We start from the raw sequence: 20514 nt of genomic DNA on the forward strand, positions 1-20514 counted from the left end.
ATCACTATGGTTGTCAATTGACAACCATCAAGAGCCAGCATCACCGCGCGCCGAAGTCAGGCGGGATTGGACGCCAGGCCACCATTGAATGAACAATGTTGCCGACGAACCAAACGACGAAACAGTCTGCCGATCGTCATAGGACGAACGGCACGCACCAGAAAGCAAAACGCCCCGCGGTTGCGGGGCGTTTGTCGGGAAATCCGCAAAGGCGGGGATCAGGTCCCAGCGCCGCCTGCGTCGGCGCTCGTAATGCGCGGCTGCTGGTCGGCGCCGCCATTGTCGAGCCACGTGCGCACGCGCGTTGCATCCGCGAAGCGCGAGTACTTGCCGCTCGAATCGAGCAGGACCATGATCACCGGACGATTGTGGATCGTCGTCTGCATGACGAGGCACTCACCCGCTTCGTTGATGAAGCCCGTCTTCTGCAGGCCGATGTCCCACGACGCATTGCGGACCAGCGCATTCGTGCTGTTGTAGGCGAGATTGCGCTTGCCCGTGAATACGTCGTAGCTGCGGTCGGTCGAGAACTGGCGAATCATCGGGTACTGGTACGCCGCGTTCACCATCTTCACGAGGTCACGCGCGGTCGAGACGTTGTGGCTCGTGAGCCCCGTCGAATTCTCGAAGTGCGTATCGGTCATGCCGAGTTGCTTCGCCTTCGCGTTCATCGCTGCGATGAACGCCGGACGCCCGCCCGGGTAATAGCGCGAGAGCGCCGCCGCCGCGCGGTTTTCCGACGCCATCAACGCGATGTGCAGCATGTCCTCGCGCGAGAGCACCGAACCCACCGAAAGACGCGAGCCCGTGTTCTTCTCGTAGTCGCGGTCTTCGTCCGTGACTTCGATCGGTTCCGAGAGCGACGCCTTCGAGTCGAGCACGACCATCGCGGTCATGAGCTTCGAGATCGAGGCGATCGGCACGACGGCGTGCGAGTTCTTGTCGAACAGCGGCTCGAGCGTGTTCTGGTCGACCACGTACGCCACGCCCGAGCGCAGCATCAGCGAGTCGGGCGAATCGTGCAGACCGAACGCCTGACCCACGGTCGGCTGGCGCGGTTCGAACGCGACACGGCGCACCGCCGAGTGGTGGCGACCGTTCATCGTATAAGTGACGCGGCGTTTTTTGGCCACCGGACGCGCATCGTCGTCCTTTGCGGCGACGGTACGGGTTGCGCCCGCCTTCTTGCTGGCCTTGGCCGTTTCCGGCTCGGCCTTCGCAACCTTCTTGGTGGCTTTTTTCGCCTTGGCCGTTTTGGCCGGCGCAGCGTCTTGCGACGCAGCAAAGGCGCCCTCAGGCGCCACGAGCGTCGCACTGATCGCGACGGAAACAGCCACCGACAATGCGGTGCTGATAACCGACGACGGCATCAGTGAGAACGACAGGAGCTTGTCGGATTTCATTAGTGTTCTTGATGGAGCGGCGGGATCGTTCGCCAAGTGTAGTAAAACCACGAAAAATTCGCAAATTGAAGCACTTATAGGCGCTCATTAAACCGAAGTATGACCTCCGATTGAGCTGGCCAATGCACTTCCCGCATTCGATGGAGTCAGACAATTGCCAAGCCACTCCTCTCGCCGCGACGCCGTTTTCTGACAACGTTTGCGGCACACGCAAAATGCGCTTGCTGCGTTAACGGCGTTCGTCGCAGGAACTTGAACTGAGGAAAAAACGGGTGAGATTTGTCTGACTACCAGTGCCGCCGTGCCGCGCGACGCGCGTTCGACCGCAATGGATCATTAACGTTCCATGAAGGAATTCGGTGGACGCACCCAGGTGAAATCCTATAGACGCGTTCACGTGATCCATGCCGCATCTTGCCAGAAGCCGCGTTTGCGCGCTTGCCCCACCCTGCGCGCTGCCTTCGTCAACGCGCCGCGAGCCCCGCGCTACGGGGCATTGGCAGGTTGTCGCGGTTGCGCGATGCGCCGGGCATAAGTGATTGTTTAATAATAAATTATCGACATTGTGCGACGCACCAAAAAGCCTTGACTTTCTTCTGGAGCATCCTAAAATCGAATCAATGTTGCGACGCACAAAGCGAGCGACAGAGCACCAGCGCCGTGCCACTTACTTCAGGCGACCCACGAAGGCCGCCGACATCCAGGAGCGTAAACATGAGTCTGCTGACCCCTGAGCAATTCGCCGCTGCCCAGAAAGCCAACCTCGAAACCCTGTTCGGCCTCACCGGCAAGGCATTCGAAGGCGTGGAAAAGCTCGTCGAATTGAACCTTCAGGCCGTCCGCTCGAATCTGGCGGAATCGCAGGAACACGCCCAGCGCGCACTGTCGGTGAAGGACGCGCAGGAATTCCTGGCCCTGCAAACGAGCTATGCCCAGCCGCTGACCGAAAAGCTGCTGTCGTATGGCCGTCATGTGTATGAAATCGCCTCGGCCACCCAGGCTGAGTTTGCGAAGGTCGCCGAAGCCCACTACGAAGAGCAGAACCGCAAGGTTCAATCGCTCGTCGACAACGTCGCGAAGAATGCGCCGGCTGGCTCGGAAACCGCAGTCGCCGTGATCAAGTCGGCCATCAACGCCGCGAACACGACCTACGAAACGGTCCACAAGGCGACGAAGCAAGCCGTGGAAATGGCGGAAAGCAACTTCAACGCCGCCACCGCTGCTGCGAGCAAGGCTGCCGCCCAGGCGTCGCGCTCGGCTGCCGCTTCGGCCACGGCCAAGAAGACGGTCTGAAGGTTGTAGCTTGATCCGGTGCGTGCGCTGAAGCAGCGTCGCACCGGGCGCCGGACCTGAACGCTCCGGCATGCCGCCTGGCATGTCACTTGCCCGGTCGCCGACCGGGAATCTTTTTTACGCTCCGGCGCCTCTCGCAGCACCTACCGCAGAACCCAAAAGCAAACGGCGCACCCCTCACGGAGTGCGCCGTTTCTTCATGCGCGCCGCAACGAGCGGCGCGGCACGAACTCACTTCTTCTTCTGCGGCGGCAGGTCGGTACAGACGCCTTCGTACAGCTCGGCGGCCATGCCGATCGACTCGCCCAGCGTCGGGTGCGGGTGGATCGTCTTGCCGATGTCGGTCGCATCCGCGCCCATTTCCACCGCGAGGCAGACTTCGCTGATGAGGTCGCCCGCGTTCAGGCCGACGATGCCGCCGCCGATCACGCGATGCGTCTCTTCGTCGAAGATCAGCTTCGTGAAGCCTTCGTCGCGGCCATTGGCGATCGCGCGGCCCGAAGCGGCCCACGGGAACACCGCCTTGCCGTACTTGATGCCTTCGGCCTTGCACTGGTCTTCGGTCTTGCCGGCCCACGCCACTTCCGGATCGGTGTAGGCCACCGAAGGAATCTGCAGCGCGTCGAAGTAGGCCTTCTCGCCGTGCGCCGCTTCCGCCGCGACGTGGCCTTCATGCACGGCCTTGTGCGCGAGCATCGGCTGGCCGACCACGTCGCCGATCGCGAAGATGTGCGGCACGTTGGTGCGCATCTGCTTGTCGACTTCGATGAAGCCGCGATCCGTCACCGCCACGCCCGCCTTGTCCGCGCCGATCTTCTTACCGTTGGGCGAGCGACCCACGGCGACCAGCACGAGGTCGTAGCGCTGTGGCTCGGCCGGCGCCTTCTCGCCCTCGAACGACACGTAGATGCCGTCGTCCTTCGCCTCGGCCATCGTGGTTTTGGTCTTGAGCATGACGTTCGCGAAGCGCTTCGCGTTGTACTTCTCCCAGACCTTCACGAGGTCGCGGTCCGCGCCGGCCATCAGGCCGTCGAGCATTTCCACGACCTCGATCTGCGCGCCGAGCGTCGCGTAGACGGTGGCCATTTCCAGACCGATGATGCCCCCGCCGATGACGAGCATCTTCTGCGGAATCTGGCGCAGTTCCAGCGCGCCGGTCGAATCGACCACGCGCGGATCTTCCGGCATGAACGGCAGCTTCACGGCCTGCGAACCCGCAGCGATGATCGCCTGCTTGAACTTGACGATCTTCTTGCCGTTCTCGCCCACCACTTCCATGTGGTTCGGATCGAGGAACGAACCGACGCCCGTCACGACTTCGACCTTGCGCGCCTTCGCCATGCCGGCGAGGCCGCCCGTGAGCTTCTTGACGACGCCCGACTTGAAGTCGCGCAACTTGTCGAGATCGATCTGCGGCTTGCCGAAGGTAATGCCGTGCGAGCCGAGCGCTTCGGCTTCATCGATCACGAGCGCCGTGTGCAGCAGCGCCTTCGACGGAATGCAGCCCACGTTCAGGCACACGCCGCCGAGCGTCGAATAACGCTCGACCAGCACGGTCTTCATGCCGAGGTCGGCGGAGCGGAACGCCGCCGAGTAGCCGCCGGGGCCCGCGCCGAGCACGAGCATGTCGCATTCGACATCGGCGCTGCCGCTGAAGCTGCCGGCTTGCGCAGCCGGCGCTGCGGCCTTCGGGGCTTCGGCGGCCTTGGGCGCTTCCGCCTTCGGCGCTTCAGCCTTCGGAGCCGGCGCGGCCGCCCCTTCCGACGCTTCGACCAGTGCGATCACCGTGCCCTGCGAAGCTTTGTCGCCGGCCTTGATCTTCACTTCCTTGACGGTGCCCGCGACGTCGCTGGGCACTTCCATCGTGGCCTTGTCCGACTCGAGCGAGAGCAGCGTCTGCTCCTTCTCGATGACGTCGCCCGCCTTGATGTTGACTTCGATGACGTCGATGTCCTTGAAGTCGCCGATATCCGGCACTTTCACTTCGACGAGACTCATGGTGTCCCCTACCCCTAAAGGATGACCGGCCGCGCCTGCCGCAGCGCGCACGTCGTGGACGTGCGGCGCGTCGGCGCGAGCCGGTCAGATCGGTTTTACAGAATCACGCGGCGGAAATCGCCGAGGATCGTAGCGAGGTACGCGTTGAAGCGCGCGGCGGCTGCGCCGTCGATCACGCGGTGATCGTACGAGAGCGACAGCGGCAGCGTGAGGCGCGGCACGAACTGCTTGCCGTCCCACACCGGCTTCATCGCGCTCTTCGACAGGCCGAGAATCGCCACTTCCGGTGCGTTGATGATCGGCGTGAAGTGCGTGCCGCCGATGCCGCCGAGCGACGAGATCGAGAAGCAGCCGCCTTGCATCTGGTCCGGCTTGAGCTTGCCTTCGCGCGCGAGCTTCGAGAGCTCGGCCATTTCCTTCGCGATGTCGGCGAGGCCCTTCTTGTCCGCGTCGCGGATCACCGGAACGACGAGGCCGTTCGGCGTGTCGGCGGCAAAACCAATGTGGTAGTACTGCTTGAAGACGAGGTTGTCGCCGTCGAGGCTCGCATTGAACGCCGGGAACTTCTTGAGCGCCGCGACGCAGGCCTTGATGACGAACGCGAGCATCGTGAACTTCACGCCCGCCTTCTCGTTTTCCTTGTTCAGCTGCACGCGCAGCGCTTCGAGGTCGGTGATGTCCGCTTCGTCGTTGTTCGTGACGTGCGGGATCATGACCCAGTTGCGGTGCAGGTTCGCGCCGGAGATCTTCTTGATACGCGACAGCGGCTGCGTATCGATCGGGCCGAACTTCGTGAAGTCGACCTTCGGCCAGGGCAGCAGGTTCAGACCCGCGCCGCCCGCAGCCGGTGCGGCGGCAGCGCCGGCCGGTGCTGCGAGCTGGCCCGTCATCACGCCCTTCACGAACGCGGTGACGTCGTCCTGGGTGATGCGGCCCTTCGGACCCGTACCCGTCACGCGGGCAACGTCCACGCCGAGTTCGCGCGCGAACTTGCGCACGGACGGCGAGGCGTGGCTCGGGCGGCGCGAGCCGCCTTCGCCTGCCGGAATGATCGGCGCCTGCGCGAGTGCCGACGGTGCGGCGGCCGCGGCCTTGGCCGGCGCTTGCTGGGGCGCATCCGACGGCTCTTCGACGTGCTTCGCAGCCGGTGCGGCGGCGGGCGCCGCGGCGCCTTCCGCTTCGACGACGACGATCTCGGTGCCTTCCGACACGTTGTCGCCGACCTTGACCAGGATTGCCTTGACGACGCCGGCCACGGGGCTCGGCACGTCCATGGTCGCCTTGTCCGACTCGAGCGTGACGAGCGACTGTTCCTTCTCGACCCGGTCGCCGACCTTCACGCCGATCTCGATGACCGGCACGTCCTTGTAGTCGCCGATGTCGGGGACCTTGACCGACTGCGCGCCGCCGCTCGCGGCGGGTGCTGCAGCGGGTGCCGGCGCAGCCGCTTGCGCGGGCGCGGCGGCAGGAGCGGCCTTCTCTGCCTTCGCGGCGGGCGCGGGAGCGGCGGGCGCAGCGCCTGCACCGGCGCCGTCCAGCACCAGCACGAGCGAGCCTTCCGACACGTTGTCGCCGACCTTGACCTTCACTTCCTTGACCGTGCCCGACGCCGGGCTCGGCACGTCCATGGTCGCCTTGTCAGACTCGAGCGTGACGAGGGACTGCTCTTTTTCGACGGTATCGCCCGCCTTCACCAGCACCTCGATCACAGGAATGTCCTTGTAATCGCCGATGTCCGGCACCTTGACTTCGATCGCTTGACTCATTGTTAGTGTCTCCGGGGCCGCATACGACACGCCTCCCCGCTTCGGGGAGGCGCACATGCCATGCACAGGGGTGATGGGTTAGACGGTCATCGGGTTGGGTTTGGACGGATCGAGGTTGTACTTGGCGATCGCCTCGCCAACCACCTTGCGCTCGATCTTGCCTTCGTCTGCGAGCGCGTTGAGCGCTGCAACCGTGGTCCAGTAACGATCGACTTCGAAGAAGTGACGCAGCTTCTCACGCGTATCCGAACGGCCGAAGCCGTCGGTGCCGAGCACCACGAACTTGCGCGGCACCAGACCGCGGATCTGGTCGACCAGTGCACGCACGTAGTCGGTCGAAGCGATGATCGGACCTTGCGTGTCCTTGAGCAGCTTCTCGACGTGCGATTCGCGGCGCGGCTCGCTCGGGTGCAGCAGGTTCCAGCGCTCGACTTCGTGACCTTCGCGGGCGAGTTCGGTGAAGCTCGGCACGCTCCAGAGGTCGGCTTCGACGCCCCAGTCGTTCTTCAGCAGGTCGGCGGCGGCGATCACTTCGTTGAAGATCGTGCCCGCGCCCATCAGCTGAACGCGCGGCGCCTTGGCGTTCGCGTCGGCCTTCCTGAACGAGTACATGCCCTTGATGATGTCGGCCGCCACGCTCTCGCCCTGCGGGATCGCCGGGTGCTCGTAGTTCTCGTTCATCACCGTGACGTAATAGAACACGTCTTCCTGGTCCTGCACCATGCGGCGCAGACCGTCCTGCATGATGACCGCGAGTTCATAGCCGAACGTCGGGTCGTAGCTGACGCAGTTCGGCACCGAAGCGGCCCACAGGAGCGAGTGGCCGTCTTCGTGCTGCAGACCTTCGCCGTTGAGCGTCGTACGGCCCGCCGTACCGCCCAGCAGGAAGCCGCGCGAACGCATGTCGCCCGCTGCCCAGGCCAGGTCGCCGATACGCTGGAAGCCGAACATCGAGTAGAAGATGTAGAACGGGATCATGATCTCGCCGTGCGTCGAGTACGACGTCGCAGCTGCGATCCAGTCCGACATGCCGCCGGCTTCGTTGATGCCTTCCTGCAGGATCTGACCGGTTTCCGATTCCTTGTAGAACATCAGCTGGTCGGAATCTTCCGGCACGTACTTCTGGCCTTGCTGATTCCAGATGCCGATCTGGCGGAACAGGCCTTCCATACCGAAGGTACGCGACTCGTCCGGCACGATCGGCACGACGCGCTTGCCGAGCGCCTTGTCCTTCAGCAGGATGTTCAGGATCCGCACGAACGCCATCGTCGTGGAGATCTCGCGGCCCTCGCCCGTGCCCTTGAGCAGCGGCTCGAATGCGTCGAGCGCCGGCACCGGCAGCGACTCGGCCTTCTGGCGGCGAGCCGGGAGGTAGCCGCCGAGGTCCATGCGCTTCTGGCGCATGTACTCGAGTTCCTTCGAGCCTTCCTCGAACGTGAGGTACGGCACGTCGACGATCTGCTCGTCCGTGATCGGCAGGCGGAACTGGTCGCGGAACTTCTTGAGCTGATCCACCTGCATCTTCTTCTGCTGGTGGGTGATGTTCATGGCCTGGCCGGCTTCGCCCATGCCATAGCCCTTGATCGTCTTCGCGAGGATGACGGTCGGCTGGCCCTTCGAGTTCGATGCTTCGTGGAACGCCGCGTAGATCTTGTGCGGGTCGTGGCCGCCGCGGTTCAGGTTCCAGATGTCGTCGTCGGACCAGTCGGCGACCAGCGCCTTCAGTTCCGGCGTGTTGAAGAAGTGCTCGCGCACGAACGCGCCCGACTCCGACTTGTACGTCTGGTACTCGCCGTCGACCACTTCCATCATGCGGCGCATCAGCGCGCCCGACTTGTCGCGTGCGAAGAGCGCGTCCCAGCGGCTGCCCCAGATGACCTTGACGACGTTCCAGCCCGCGCCGCGGAACTCGCTTTCGAGTTCCTGGATGATCTTGCCGTTACCGCGCACCGGGCCGTCGAGGCGCTGCAGGTTGCAGTTGATGACGAACACGAGGTTGTCCAGACGCTCGCGGCCGGCCATGCCGATCGCGCCGAGCGATTCCGGCTCGTCCGTTTCGCCGTCGCCGAGGAAGGCCCAGACCTTGCGGCCGTCGGTCCTGGCGATGCCGCGCGCCTGCAGGTACTTCATGAAGCGCGCCTGGTAGATCGCCATGATCGGGCCGAGACCCATCGAGACGGTCGGGAACTGCCAGAAGTCCGGCATGAGCCACGGGTGCGGGTACGACGAGATGCCCTCGCCGCCCACTTCCTGGCGGAAGTTGTCGAGCTGCTTTTCGGTCAGACGGCCGAGCAGGAACGCGCGCGAGTAGACGCCCGGCGACGAGTGGCCCTGCACGAACACGAGGTCGCCGCCATGCTCAGCCGAGGGCGCGCGCCAGAAGTGGTTGTAGCCGACGTCATAAAGCGTGGCCGCCGATGCGAACGAAGCGATGTGGCCGCCCACGTTCGTGTGCTTGCCCGCGCGCAGCACCATGGCCATGGCGTTCCAGCGCGTGTACGAGCGGATGCGGTGTTCGATGTCCTGGTCGCCCGGGTTCTTGGCCTGGTTGGCAACGGGGATCGTGTTGATGTACGGCGTGTTCGCCGAGAACGGCAGATGCTCGCCGTGCACGCGGGCGAATTCGATCTGCTTTTCGATCAGGTAGTGGGCGCGATCAGGGCCGACAGTCGAAATAACGCCATCCAGCGCTTCAAGCCATTCGGCGGTTTCCTGGGGATCCTCGTCCTTGTCGGCGGCAACGTACTTGAGGACTTCGTCGGGTACAGCGGACATGCTCGTCTCCTGGATGTAGGGGAACGCTGTTGATCGGACCATGCGGGCGGCAACGCTTAAGACGTGACCGGGCCAACCGCAGCAGCTTCGGGGCGATTGTAATGACCCCCCTCACCATTGCGCAACAAAATTTTCGAATTGCGAGATGTGATTTTATAATGTGAAAAATTGGTGCAGCGCACGCTTAATCGTTCGCGCCCCTGCGCCGATAACGGCCAGTTTGCACCTGTTTATCGGCGATTTACGGCTTTTTTCGCGGCATTTCCGTGTCTTACGCTGAGCTACAATCCTTGCCATGTTGACCGAACGGCTTTTCGCACGCTCGGCGCGGCCGCCCGGAACGCCCGGCGAGTCGTCGCCATCCCGCTGGCACCACGGACCCTGGTGGTCGAATTCCTATTTGCTGACGCCGCTCCTGTCGATCCTCGTGTTCCTGATCGTCATGAGCCTGATCTTGTGGAGCCTGAACCGCCGCGAGCAACAGCAGCAGGAAGACACGCTCTACCGCAACGTCGCATGGGCCCAGCAGCAGATCCGGCTTTCCATGACAGGCGCGCAGGAGCAGCTGCAGGCGCTCGCCCGCGACCTCGCCGCGGGCCACAGCGATCCGCAATATTTCCAGACGTCCACCACGGACATCATGCAGGGCCATCCGGAGATCCTCTATCTCAACTGGTACACGAGCCAGGAGGAGCCGCGCTGGCCCAACACGGCAATGCCGGTCTTCGGCCAGCGCCTCGCGAAGCCCAACGACGCGCAAATGGACGAGGCCGTGAAGGCCGCTTTCGCCGAGGCGCGCGCCACGCGCCGCCAGGTGTATTCGCCGCTTATTTACGACGACGTCGGTAACGGCTACATCACGCTGCAAACGCCGGTATACCGCGATCGTGAATTTCTTGGGTCGATCGCGGCCGTGTTTTCGGTCGAAGGCATCCTGAAGCACGACATCCCGCCCGAGCTGTCGGCCAAGTACAAGATTTCGATTCTCGACGCGAACAACCGCGAGCTCGCGACCACCTCGACGCGTCCGCGCCTGCCGCGCGACGTCTATTACGACCTGCCGCTCGACCCGCCTGGCCAGGGTGTTTCGGTACGCGTGTACTCGTATCCGCAGATGACCAACTTCACGAACAACACGCTCGTGTGGCTGGTCGCGGGGCTGTCGTGCTTCGTGCTGTGGAGCCTCTGGAGCCTCTGGAAGCACACGCGGCAGCGCTTCGAGGCACAGCAGGCGCTTTACGCGGAGGCGTTCTTCCGCCGCGCGATGGAAAACTCGGTGCTGATCGGCATGCGCGTGCTCGACATGCACGGCCGCATCACGCACGTGAACCCGGCGTTCTGCCGCATGACCGGCTGGGACGAAAGCGACCTCGTGGGCAAGAACGCACCGTTTCCCTACTGGCCGCGCGACGCCTACCCCGAAATGCAGCGCCAGCTCGACATGACGCTGCGCGGCAAGGCGCCCTCCTCGGGGTTCGAACTGCGCGTGCGCCGCAAGGATGGCTCGCAGTTCCACGCGCGGCTCTATGTCTCGCCGCTCATCGACAGCTCGGGCCGCCAGACTGGCTGGATGTCGTCGATGACCGACATCACGGAGCCCAAGCGCGCACGCGAAGAACTCGCCGCGGCGCACGAGCGCTTCACCACCGTGCTCGAAAGCCTCGACGCCGCCGTCTCGGTGCTCGCCGCCGACGAAGCCGAACTGTTGTTTGCGAACCGCTATTACCGCCATCTCTTCGGCATCCGTCCGGACGGCCATCTGGAACTCGCGGGCGGCGGCGGCTTCGATTCGGCGAGCGCCTCTTCCGACTCGATCGACATGGTCGACGCCTTCGCCGGCCTGCCCGCCACCGCGCTCACCGAGAGCACGGCGGACGCGCAGGAGGTCTACGTCGAGAGCATCCAGAAGTGGTTCGAAGTGCGCCGCCAGTACATCCAGTGGGTGGACGGCCACCTCGCGCAGATGCAGATCGCGACCGACATCACCACGCGCAAGCAGGCGCAGGAACTGGCCCGCCAGCAGGACGAGAAGCTCCAGTTCACGAGCCGCCTGATGACGATGGGCGAAATGGCCTCGTCGCTCGCGCACGAACTGAACCAGCCGCTCGCCGCGATCAACAACTATGCCTCGGGCACCGTCGCGCTCGTGAAGTCGGGCCGTGCCGCGCCCGACAACCTGCTACCCGTGCTCGAGAAAACGGCGCAGCAAGCCGTGCGCGCGGGCATGATCATCAAGCGCATCCGCGAATTCGTGAAGCGCTCCGAGCCCAAGCGCCAGGCCACGCGCGTGGCCGACATCGTCGCCGACGCAGTGGGCCTCGCCGAGATCGAGGCGCGCAAGCGCCGCATCCGCATCGTGACCGACATGCGTTCGCGCATGCCCGTGATCTACGTCGATCCGGTGCTGATCGAACAGGTGCTCGTCAATCTCTTGAAGAACGCCGCGGAAGCCATGGCCGAAGCGCGCCCGAATGCGATCGACCCGGTGATCCGCGTGATCGTGAAGCGCGAAGGCGGCAACGTCTGCATCAGCGTGGTCGATCAGGGCCCCGGCGTCGACGAAGCCACGGCCGAGCGCCTCTTCGAGCCCTTCTACAGCACCAAGTCGGACGGCATGGGCATGGGCCTGAACATCTGCCGCTCCATCATTGAATCGCACCGCGGGCGTCTCTGGGTGGTCAACAACGTCGAATCCGACGGCCACATCAGCGGCGCAACGTTCCATTGCAGTCTGCCTATCGGCGAATCGGACACCCTCTCGCGGAACACCGACGAACCGACTCCACAAACCGTTACGGGAGAGCCATGAACAGCCCAGTCACCACCCAGGAAACCGTCTTTGTTGTCGATGACGACGAGGCCGTACGAGACTCCCTGCGTTGGCTCCTCGAAGCGAACGGCTACCGCGTCCAGTGTTTCAATAGCGCGGAGGAGTTCCTCGAGTCATACCAGCCGGCGCAACAGGCTGGCCAGATCGCCTGCATGATTCTGGACGTGCGCATGCAGGGCATGAGCGGCCTCGAACTGCAGGAACGTCTGATCGCCGAAAACGCCTCGCTGCCGATCATCTTCGTGACGGGCCACGGCGACGTGCCGATGGCCGTCTCGACCATGAAGAAGGGCGCGATGGACTTCATCGAGAAGCCCTTCGACGAAGCCGAGCTGCGCAAGCTGGTGGAGCGCATGCTCGACAAGGCGCGCAACGAAAGCACCAACGTGCAGCAACAGCGCGCGGCCGCCGAACGCCTCGGCAAGCTCACGGCGCGCGAGCACCAGGTGCTCGAGCGCATCATCGCGGGCCGCCTGAACAAGCAGATCGCCGACGACCTCGGGATCAGCATCAAGACGGTGGAGGCGCACCGCGCCAACATCATGGAGAAGCTCAACGTCAACACGGTCGCCGACCTGCTGCGTCTCGCGCTCTCCAACAAGCCGCAACAGGCGCAACAGTAAGCGTGCGTCTTTCTCCGGCAGCATTCGCGCGCCACGCCGCGCGAATGCTGCCGGCGGCATCTCGCCGCAGCTCTCTTCCCTCGCCCATCGTCCGTTCAGGGCGGAGCACGCCCGCCGCGCGGGTATAATGTCGGCCTTCGAATGGCGCCCGCCCCACGCGCGCCAGCGCTCGCGCCCAAACGAGCCCAAACAGAGCCCGCATTGCCCACTCTCGACCCCGACCGACCATGACTGCCACTATCATCGACGGCAACGCCCTCTCCAAGAAACTGCGTGCGGAGGTCGCCACGCGCGCCGCCGCCCTCACCGCCCGCGGCCATCAGCCGGGACTCGCCGTCGTGCTGGTCGGCGACAATCCGGCGAGCGAAGTTTACGTGCGCAACAAGGTCAAGGCCTGCGAAGACAACGGCCTCTACTCGTCGTACGATCGCTATCCCGAGTCGCTTTCCGAAGCCGACCTGCTCAAGCGCATCGACGAACTGAACCGCGACCCGAAGATCAACGGCATTCTCGTGCAGCTGCCGCTGCCCAAGCACATCGACAGCCACAAGGTGATCGAGGCCATCGCGCCCGAAAAGGACGTGGACGGCTTTCACGTCGCCAACGCGGGCGCGCTCATGACGGGCCAGCCGCTGTTCCGCCCCTGCACGCCCTATGGCGTGATGAAGATGTTCGAGGAATACAGGATCCCGCTCGAAGGCGCGAACGCCGTGGTGATCGGCCGCTCGAACATCGTCGGCAAGCCGATGGCGCTCCTGCTGCTCGAAAAGGGTGCGACGGTCACGATCTGCCACAGCAAGACGCGCGACCTCGCGAAGCACACACGCGACGCCGATATCGTGGTCGCCGCGGTGGGCAAGCGCAACGTGCTGACCGCCGACATGGTCAAGCCCGGCGCGACCGTGATCGACGTGGGCATGAACCGCGACGACAACGGCAAGCTCTGCGGCGACGTCGATTTCGCGGGCCTGAAGGACGTAGCCGGCTTCATTACGCCGGTGCCGGGCGGCGTCGGCCCGATGACCATCACGATGCTCCTCGTGAACACGATCGAAGCCGCGGAGCGCGCGGCAGGCGCGTAAGCCACGCGCTGCGACGCGTCGCAGCATGACATTTTCCGAAGCGGCCCATCACGGGCCGCTTTCTTTTTGCGGCGCCGCCCGCGTGAACGAGCGCAGCCGCGATTGCGGCACCGCCCCCCGACATCTGTTAATTTGCTCGGATAACCCGGTTGGAAAGCGCGCCTGGCGCCCCAATACTCTGGCTATCGGGCGCGCGTGCCGCGCCCCCGGTCCCCTAACCCGCGACAGACAGGAACAGGAAGCATCATGGCTACTACCCCCTCCGACAATCCGCTCCTCGACTTCACCGGACTGCCGCGCTTTGGCGAAATCCGCCCCGAGCACGTAACGCCCGCGCTCGACGTCCTGCTCGCGAACGCGAAGGCCGCGGTCGAGCGCGCCGCGCAACCCATGACGCCCGCGCAATGGAGCGACGTGGTCGAACCGGTCGAACGCGCCAGCGAGCCGCTTTCGCGCGCCTGGGGCGTGGTCGGCCACCTGAACGCCGTCGCCGACACGCCGGAACTGCGCGCCGCCCACGGCGAGAACCTGCCGCGCGTGACCGAATTCTGGTCGAGCGTCGGCCAGAATCTCGAGCTTTTCAAGAAGTACAAGGCCATTACGAATCACAACTCGTTCGAGCTGCTTTCGGGCGAGCGCAAGAAGATCCTCGACAATTCGCTGCGCGACTTCCGCCTCTCCGGCGCGGAACTGCCCGAAGACCAGAAGCCGCGCTTCGCCGAGCTGCAGGAGCGCCAGGCCGCGCTCGCCAAAGCCTTCTCCGACCACGTGCTCGACGCGACCAACGGCTACGCGTTCTATGCCACGACTGAAGCCGACCTCGCGGGCCTGCCCGAGGACGTGATCGCCGCCGCGCGCGAAGCCGCCGAGCGCGAGAACAAGGAAGGCTGGAAGTTCACGCTGCACTTCCCCTCGTACTTCCCGGTGCTGCAGTACTCGGAAAACCGCGCGATGCGCGAGACGATGTACCGCGCCTACGTCACGCGCGCGTCCGAGCTTGGCCCCGTCTACGGCGGCGGCAAGACCGAATGGGACAACACGGCGATCATCGAGGAGCAGCTGAAGCTTCGTGCCGAAGAAGCGAAAATGCTCGGCTACAACAACTTCGCCGAAGTCTCGCTCACGCCGAAGATGGCGGAAACGCCGGCCCAGGTGATGAGCTTCCTCGAAGACCTCGCCACGCGCGCGCGCCCGCACGCCGAAAAGGACTGGGAAGAGCTGCGCGAATTCGCCGCGAGCGAACTGGGCCTCACGCAGATCGAGCCGTGGGACATGGCATTCGCCGCCGAGCGTCTGCGCCAGAAGCGCTACTCGTTCTCGGAAAACGAGGTGAAGCAGTACTTCCCGGAAGACTTCGTGCTGCAGGGCCTGTTCAAGGTCACGGAAACGCTGTTTGGCGTGCGCATCCGCCCGGACACCGCGCCGGTATGGAATCCCGATGTGCGTTTCTTCCGCGTGGAAAACGCGGACGGCACGCTCGTCGCGCAGTTCTATCTCGACCTCTATGCACGCGAAGGCAAGCGCGGCGGCGCATGGATGGACGACGCCCGCTCGCGCCGCAAGCTCGAAGGCAATGACGTGCAAACGCCCGTCGCGTATCTCACGTGCAACTTCTCGGCCCCGGTCGGCGGCCGCCCTGCGTGCTTCACGCACGACGAAGTCATTACGCTGTTCCACGAGTTCGGCCACGGCCTGCACCACATGCTCACGCGGGTGGACGAACTGGGCGTGTCGGGCATCAACGGCGTGGAGTGGGATGCCGTCGAATTGCCCTCGCAGTTCATGGAAAACTTCTGCTGGGAATGGGACGTGGTGCGCGAAATGAGCTCGCATGTCGAGACGGCCAAGCCGCTGCCGCGCGAACTCTTCGACAAGATGCTTGCCGCGAAGAACTTCCAGAGCGGTCTCGGCACGCTGCGCCAGATCGTGTTCTCGATGTTCGACATGGCGCTGCACGTGGACTTCGACGCTTCGAAGGGCAAGAGCGCGAACGACCTGGCACGCGAGATCAACGAGCGCTACCACGTCATTCCGCAGGCGCCGTTCTCGCGCTGGCCGAACACGTTCAGCCACATCTTCGCGGGCGGCTACGCAGCCGGCTACTACAGCTACAAGTGGGCCGAAGTGCTTTCCGCCGATGCCTATGCGGCCTTCGAGGAAGCCGCACAAGCCGCGAAGTCGAGCGTGCTCGATGAAGCGACCGGCACGCGCTACCGCAAGGAAATCCTGGAAGTGGGCGGCAGCCGCCCGGCGATGGAATCGTTCAAGGCCTTCCGCGGCCGCGAGCCGAACATCGACGCGCTGCTGCGCCACAACGGCATGGAGCAGCCGCCGTCACAGCAGTGATCACGTGACTCGTTCGTAAGCGATCCGAACGAAAACCGCGCATGGGTGGGCAACCCATGCGCGGTTTTTTATTGCCGCGCCTTTTATCGATGCAGCCTGAAATCGACGCTTTGCGGCCGTCCTTCGAGCGCAAGCGCCGCGCGCTGTGCGGGCTGCCGGCTCACCACCCTGCCCCGGCTCACGACCGCGAGCCGCGCCGCGCGCAGCCGGATCGCCTCGATGGGATCGCGCGCGTCGAGCACCACGAGGTTCGCCGCGCAACCGGGCGCCACGCCGTAGCCTTCGAGGCCGAGGATCGTCGCGGCATTCACGGTCACCGCATCGAAGCAGGCTCGCGAGGCGTCGGTGCCCGTCATTTGCGCGACATGCAGGCCCATGTGCGCGACTTCGAGCATGTCGCCCGAGCCGAAGCTGTACCACGGGTCCATCACGCAGTCGTGGCCGAACGCGACGGTCACGCCTGCCGCCATCAACTCGGGCACGCGCGTCATGCCGCGGCGCTTCGGGTAGGTATCGGCGCGCCCTTGCAGCGTGATATTGATGAGCGGATTCGCAATCGCCGCGACACCCGACTCGCGCATGAGCGGGATCAGCTTGCTCACGTAGTAGTTGTCCATCGAATGCATCGAGGTGAGATGCGAGCCAGTCACGCGCCCATGCAGGCCCAGCCGATGCGTCTGCGCCGCGAGCGTTTCGATGTGGCGCGAGAGCGGGTCGTCGGACTCGTCGCAATGCATGTCCACGCGCAGGCCCTTGTCGGCGGCGAACTCGCAGAGCAGGCGCACCGATTCGGCGCCCTCCGCCATCGTGCGCTCGAAGTGGGGAATGCCACCCACCACGTCCACGCCCATCGCGATCGCGCGCTTGAGATTGTCGAAGGCACCGGGGCTGCGCAATACGCCGTCCTGCGGAAACGCCACGAGCTGGAGATCGAGATACGGCGCGACGCGGCGCTTCACTTCCAGCAGCGCCTCGACCGCGAGCAGCCGTGCGTCGCATACGTCGACGTGCGAGCGGATCGCGAGGAGCCCGCGCGCGACGGCCCAGTCGCAGTACTGCAGCGCGCGTTCGACGAGCGCCTCCTGCGTGAGATGCGGCTTGAGCTCGCCCCATAGCGCGATGCCCTCCAGCAGCGTGCCCGACGCATTCACACGCGGCAGGCCATACGAAAGCGTGGCGTCCATGTGGAAATGCGCATCGACGAACGGCGCGCTCACGAGCGCACCCGCGGCATCGATCTCCTCGCGCGCCGCCGTCGTGAGCTGCGGCTCGACGGCCGTAATGCGCCCGCCCTCGATGCCGATATCCACCGTGGGATACCCGGCGGGATGCGCATGCGCGAGCACCGCGCGGCGAATGATCAGGTCCATCTGCGGCTCCTTGTTCTGGCGTGGCACTTTCGTTAAGACTCGCGTCGATTCTATCGACGCCAGAATGACGCCGCCAGCGGCGTGGCCCGCCTCTACGCGCAGGCGTCAGACGGGCGCGATCGGACCGTCGTCTTCCGCGGGATCGTCGTCGAAGAGTGCGAATTGCCCGCGCAACGCCGGGTTGTCCTCTTCGAGCCGCACGCCCACGCCGAGCAGTCGCACCGCCAGCTTGCGCCGCGCGAGCCCTTTTTCGAGCATCAGCAGAAGGGTGCGCACATCGGCGGCGTCGGCCACACACTCGACCGTCGTACGCTGGAAGTCGGCGAAACGGATCTTCACGAAGAGCTTGCGCACCGCGTGCGCGCAAGCCGCGCGTTCGATGCGCGCGTCGAGCTGCACCGCAAGCCGCTTGAGCTCTTCGCTGCACGCTTCGAGCGTGAGCAGATCGTTCACGTAGGTCGTCTCGACGCTCACCGACTTGCGCTCCTGATCGGCTCGCACAGGCCGGTCGTCCAGGCCGCGCGCGAGTTCGTAGAGCCGCTTGCCGAAGACGCCGAAATGCCGATGCAGATCGAACAACGACCACGTGCGCAGTTGCGCGCAGGTCGTGAGCCCGAGGTTTTCGAGCTTCGCGGCCGTGACCTTGCCGACGCCGTGGATCTTGCGCACGGGCAGCGCGGCGACGAAGGCATCGACTTCAGGCGGGCGCACGACGAAGAGGCCATCGGGCTTGTTCCAGTCCGAGGCGATCTTGGCGATGAACTTGTTGGGCGCGACGCCGGCCGATACCGTCACGCCTACGGTTTCGCGCACGCGCGCGCGTATTTCCTCGGCGATCAGCGTGGCGCTGCCCTTGCAGCGCGAGGCGCGCGTGACGTCGAGATAGGCTTCGTCGAGCGAGAGCGGTTCGACGTCGGGCGTGTAGTCGCGGTAGATCGCCATGATCGCGCGCGAGGCGATGCGGTACTTCTCCATCGCCGTGGGCAGGATCAGCAGCTCGGGACACTTGCGCATGGCGAGCGCCGACGACATCGCCGAATGTATGCCGAAGCGCCGCGCCTCGTAGTTGCAGGTGGCGATCACGCCGCGCTGGTCGGGCCGGCCGCCCACCGCGAGCGGACGGCCGCGCAGTGAGGGGTCGTCGCGCATTTCGACCGACGCATAGAAGCAGTCGCAATCGCAATGGATGATCTTGCGAGCGGCGGCGATAAGTGCGGCGGCGGAGCGCTCCGGGGCGGGCGCAGCCGGCGGCGCGAGGTCGGAAGAAGGCGAGTTCACGGTCTCGATACTGTACAAAAACACAGTACTATTTTCAAGACAAGTGTCCGCGCCCTTTATCGGCTCCCGTACCGCTTCGGATCGGCCAGACCGTCTCTGGACTGCTGGCTGCGCGGGCCTATACTCGTGCGGACTGAACAGGCCACGAGAGCGAGGAACGAATCGATGAAGACGATCGGCGTGATTGGGGGGATGAGCTGGGAATCGTCGGCCGAGTATTACCGGCTGCTGAACCGCCACGCGAAGGCGCGTCTGGGCGGCCATCACAACGCGCGCAGCCTGATGGTGACCGTGGACTTCGCGCAGGTCGAAGCGCTCCAGCGCGCGGGCGACTGGGACGCGCTGGGCGTGCAGATGGCCGAGGCCGCGCAGCAGCTCGAACGCGGCGGCGCCGAGATCGTGCTGCTCGCGACGAATACGATGCACCGCGTGCGCGCGGCGATCGAGGCGACGATCTCGATCCCCTTCCTGCATATCGCGGACCCGACCGGCCAGGCGCTGCGCGCCGCGGGCTTCACGCGGGCGGGCCTGCTCGGCACGCGCTACACGATGGAACAGGACTTCTACGTGGGGCGACTGCGCGAGGCGCACGGCATCGAAGCAATCGTGCCGAACGAACACGATCGCGCGGACGTGCACCGGATCATCTACGACGAACTGTGTCACGGCAACGTGGATGGAGAGTCGCGGCGCGTGTATCAGCGCGTGATCGAAGACCTCGCGGCACGCGGCGCGCAGGCGGTCATTCTCGGCTGCACGGAAATCACGCTGCTGATTGGACAGAACGATTCGGCACTGCCGGTGTTCGACACGACCGCGTTGCACGCGCAGGCCGCGGTGGATTGGGCGATTGGAGGCGAGGCAGGTGCCTAGCGATGGCGCTCGTTGCAGCTTCGAGCCGCAGAAAACAAAAAACCCGCTCAGAGCGGGTTCATTGTTTGGCACGAGGCCTTGCTGCTTAAGACGTTTGGTTGCGGGGGTAGGATTTGAACCTACGACCTTCGGGTTATGAGCCCGACGAGCTGCCAGACTGCTCCACCCCGCGTCCGTCAGAGAAAAGAATTATAGGGTGCCTCGATCACTCCGTCAAGCGTCTTTTTCACACGACTGAAACATCACGCATTCGGACATCGTCGAGCCGGCGATCGTGACGCGAATCTCAAAGCGAGAATTACTTCGGACAACCTGGCACATTTCACTGTGCCTGCGGGGGTTCCACCAGCGTGCGCACCTCTTCCGCCCACGCAAGCCACATCTCCTGCGTATGGATGCCCGCCTTGAGGATCGCGTACTGCAACTGCTGCCCGCGCGTGAGCGATGCCGCGCCAAAATCGCGCTGCTCGATCTCCCGATAGGTCGCGAGCCGCGCACGATTTTCTTCGATGAGCCGCGCGAGTTCCTCGGCGAGGCCGAGCGGCCCGATCACGGCATCGGCGCGCAGCTTGAGCAGAAACACGTTGCGCGAATCGAGGTCGAGCGCGGTCTCGCGCACCCAGCGCGCCACTTCATCCCGCCCGACCGGCAACACGCAATACACCTTCTTGCGCGACGCGGCGGCCGTCTCGTCCTCGATGACCGACACCCACCCCGCGTCGACCATGCGGCCCAGTTCGCGATAGATCTGCTGATGGGTGGCGTGCCAGAAGTAGCCGATCGCGCGATCGAAGCGGCGCGCGAGGTCGTAGCCCGATGAAGGCTTTTCCAGCAAGGCGATGAGGATGGCATGCGGCGTCGACATGCGGCGATTCTA

At 64.7% G+C, this 20514-nt stretch carries 13 protein-coding genes and 1 tRNA gene; 6 read left to right on the top strand and 8 right to left on the bottom strand.

Annotation, left to right across the window (positions count from 1 at the left end):
* Positions 1 to 218: 218 nt before the first annotated feature.
* Positions 219 to 1403: a D-alanyl-D-alanine endopeptidase gene (gene pbpG, locus AB4Y35_RS34200; RefSeq protein ID WP_368707885.1), complete on the bottom strand. Its 1185-nt coding sequence runs from the start codon at positions 1401 to 1403 to the stop codon at positions 219 to 221.
* A 714-nt stretch (positions 1404 to 2117) separates the two neighbouring features.
* Here pbpG and AB4Y35_RS34205 point away from each other — a divergent pair.
* Positions 2118 to 2696 (top strand): phasin family protein, encoded by a 579-nt coding sequence (locus tag AB4Y35_RS34205; RefSeq protein WP_324140430.1) that lies wholly within the window; start codon positions 2118 to 2120, stop codon positions 2694 to 2696.
* Between the two features lie 231 nt (positions 2697 to 2927).
* On the opposite strand, the gene lpdA is transcribed toward AB4Y35_RS34205, so the two are convergent.
* The 3 genes from lpdA to aceE form a co-directional block, all read right to left on the bottom strand.
* Positions 2928 to 4694: a dihydrolipoyl dehydrogenase gene (gene lpdA, locus AB4Y35_RS34210; protein WP_368707886.1), complete on the bottom strand. Its 1767-nt coding sequence runs from the start codon at positions 4692 to 4694 to the stop codon at positions 2928 to 2930.
* A gap of 95 nt (positions 4695 to 4789) precedes the next feature.
* Positions 4790 to 6460 (bottom strand): dihydrolipoyllysine-residue acetyltransferase, encoded by a 1671-nt coding sequence (aceF, locus tag AB4Y35_RS34215; RefSeq protein WP_368707887.1) that lies wholly within the window; start codon positions 6458 to 6460, stop codon positions 4790 to 4792.
* A 78-nt stretch (positions 6461 to 6538) separates the two neighbouring features.
* Positions 6539 to 9235, bottom strand: coding sequence for a pyruvate dehydrogenase (acetyl-transferring), homodimeric type (aceE, locus tag AB4Y35_RS34220; RefSeq protein WP_368686222.1), 2697 nt, complete (start codon positions 9233 to 9235; stop codon positions 6539 to 6541).
* A gap of 295 nt (positions 9236 to 9530) precedes the next feature.
* Here aceE and fixL point away from each other — a divergent pair, with 295 nt between their 5' ends.
* The 4 genes from fixL to AB4Y35_RS34240 all read left to right on the top strand — a co-directional run bounded on the left by fixL (position 9531) and on the right by AB4Y35_RS34240 (position 16116).
* A complete protein-coding gene (gene fixL, locus AB4Y35_RS34225) occupies positions 9531 to 12044 on the top strand; it encodes an oxygen sensor histidine kinase FixL (protein ID WP_342923684.1) in 2514 nt (837 codons plus the stop codon).
* Complete coding sequence (gene fixJ / locus AB4Y35_RS34230; RefSeq protein ID WP_368707888.1) at positions 12041 to 12688, top strand: oxygen response regulator transcription factor FixJ; 648 nt, start codon at positions 12041 to 12043, stop codon at positions 12686 to 12688. The genes fixL and fixJ overlap by 4 nt, the downstream gene beginning before the upstream one ends.
* A 227-nt stretch (positions 12689 to 12915) precedes the next feature.
* Positions 12916 to 13770, top strand: coding sequence for a bifunctional methylenetetrahydrofolate dehydrogenase/methenyltetrahydrofolate cyclohydrolase FolD (gene folD / locus AB4Y35_RS34235; RefSeq protein ID WP_342923683.1), 855 nt, complete (start codon positions 12916 to 12918; stop codon positions 13768 to 13770).
* Positions 13771 to 14016: 246 nt separating this feature from the next.
* Entirely contained in the window at positions 14017 to 16116 is a 2100-nt protein-coding gene (locus tag AB4Y35_RS34240) for a M3 family metallopeptidase (RefSeq protein ID WP_368707889.1), read from the top strand.
* A gap of 83 nt (positions 16117 to 16199) precedes the next feature.
* On the opposite strand, the gene AB4Y35_RS34245 is transcribed toward AB4Y35_RS34240, so the two are convergent.
* Positions 16200 to 17486, bottom strand: coding sequence for an amidohydrolase family protein (locus tag AB4Y35_RS34245; RefSeq protein WP_368707890.1), 1287 nt, complete (start codon positions 17484 to 17486; stop codon positions 16200 to 16202).
* 105 nt (positions 17487 to 17591) lie between these two features.
* Complete coding sequence (dinB, locus tag AB4Y35_RS34250) at positions 17592 to 18764, bottom strand: DNA polymerase IV (protein WP_368707891.1); 1173 nt, start codon at positions 18762 to 18764, stop codon at positions 17592 to 17594.
* A gap of 165 nt (positions 18765 to 18929) precedes the next feature.
* Here dinB and AB4Y35_RS34255 point away from each other — a divergent pair, with 165 nt between their 5' ends.
* Positions 18930 to 19637, top strand: coding sequence for an aspartate/glutamate racemase family protein (locus tag AB4Y35_RS34255; protein WP_368707892.1), 708 nt, complete (start codon positions 18930 to 18932; stop codon positions 19635 to 19637).
* Between the two features lie 95 nt (positions 19638 to 19732).
* Here AB4Y35_RS34255 and AB4Y35_RS34260 read toward each other — a convergent pair.
* Both AB4Y35_RS34260 and AB4Y35_RS34265 read right to left on the bottom strand, forming a co-directional pair.
* Positions 19733 to 19809: transfer RNA gene (locus AB4Y35_RS34260), tRNA-Met, on the bottom strand.
* Positions 19810 to 19959: 150 nt separating this feature from the next.
* Positions 19960 to 20502, bottom strand: a complete 543-nt coding sequence (locus tag AB4Y35_RS34265; RefSeq protein WP_368686229.1) for a PadR family transcriptional regulator — start codon at positions 20500 to 20502, stop codon at positions 19960 to 19962.
* Between the last annotated feature and the right edge of the window lie 12 nt (positions 20503 to 20514).

Origin of the sequence: Paraburkholderia sp. EG286A (assembly GCF_040965375.1) — a bacterium.
Classification (GTDB): Bacteria; Pseudomonadota; Gammaproteobacteria; order Burkholderiales; family Burkholderiaceae; genus Paraburkholderia.

Excerpts from the sequence above, each read along its gene's own strand:
- pbpG (WP_368707885.1), bottom strand. The coding sequence starts at position 1,403 with ATGAAATCCGACAAGCTCCTGTCGTTCTCACTGATGCCGTCGTCGGTT.
- AB4Y35_RS34205 (WP_324140430.1), top strand. The coding sequence starts at position 2,118 with ATGAGTCTGCTGACCCCTGAGCAATTCGCCGCTGCCCAGAAAGCCAAC.
- lpdA (WP_368707886.1), bottom strand. The coding sequence starts at position 4,694 with ATGAGTCTCGTCGAAGTGAAAGTGCCGGATATCGGCGACTTCAAGGAC.
- aceF (WP_368707887.1), bottom strand. The coding sequence starts at position 6,460 with ATGAGTCAAGCGATCGAAGTCAAGGTGCCGGACATCGGCGATTACAAG.
- aceE (WP_368686222.1), bottom strand. The coding sequence starts at position 9,235 with ATGTCCGCTGTACCCGACGAAGTCCTCAAGTACGTTGCCGCCGACAAG.
- fixL (WP_342923684.1), top strand. The coding sequence starts at position 9,531 with ATGTTGACCGAACGGCTTTTCGCACGCTCGGCGCGGCCGCCCGGAACG.
- fixJ (WP_368707888.1), top strand. The coding sequence starts at position 12,041 with ATGAACAGCCCAGTCACCACCCAGGAAACCGTCTTTGTTGTCGATGAC.
- folD (WP_342923683.1), top strand. The coding sequence starts at position 12,916 with ATGACTGCCACTATCATCGACGGCAACGCCCTCTCCAAGAAACTGCGT.
- AB4Y35_RS34240 (WP_368707889.1), top strand. The coding sequence starts at position 14,017 with ATGGCTACTACCCCCTCCGACAATCCGCTCCTCGACTTCACCGGACTG.
- AB4Y35_RS34245 (WP_368707890.1), bottom strand. The coding sequence starts at position 17,486 with ATGGACCTGATCATTCGCCGCGCGGTGCTCGCGCATGCGCATCCCGCC.
- AB4Y35_RS34255 (WP_368707892.1), top strand. The coding sequence starts at position 18,930 with ATGAAGACGATCGGCGTGATTGGGGGGATGAGCTGGGAATCGTCGGCC.
- AB4Y35_RS34265 (WP_368686229.1), bottom strand. The coding sequence starts at position 20,502 with ATGTCGACGCCGCATGCCATCCTCATCGCCTTGCTGGAAAAGCCTTCA.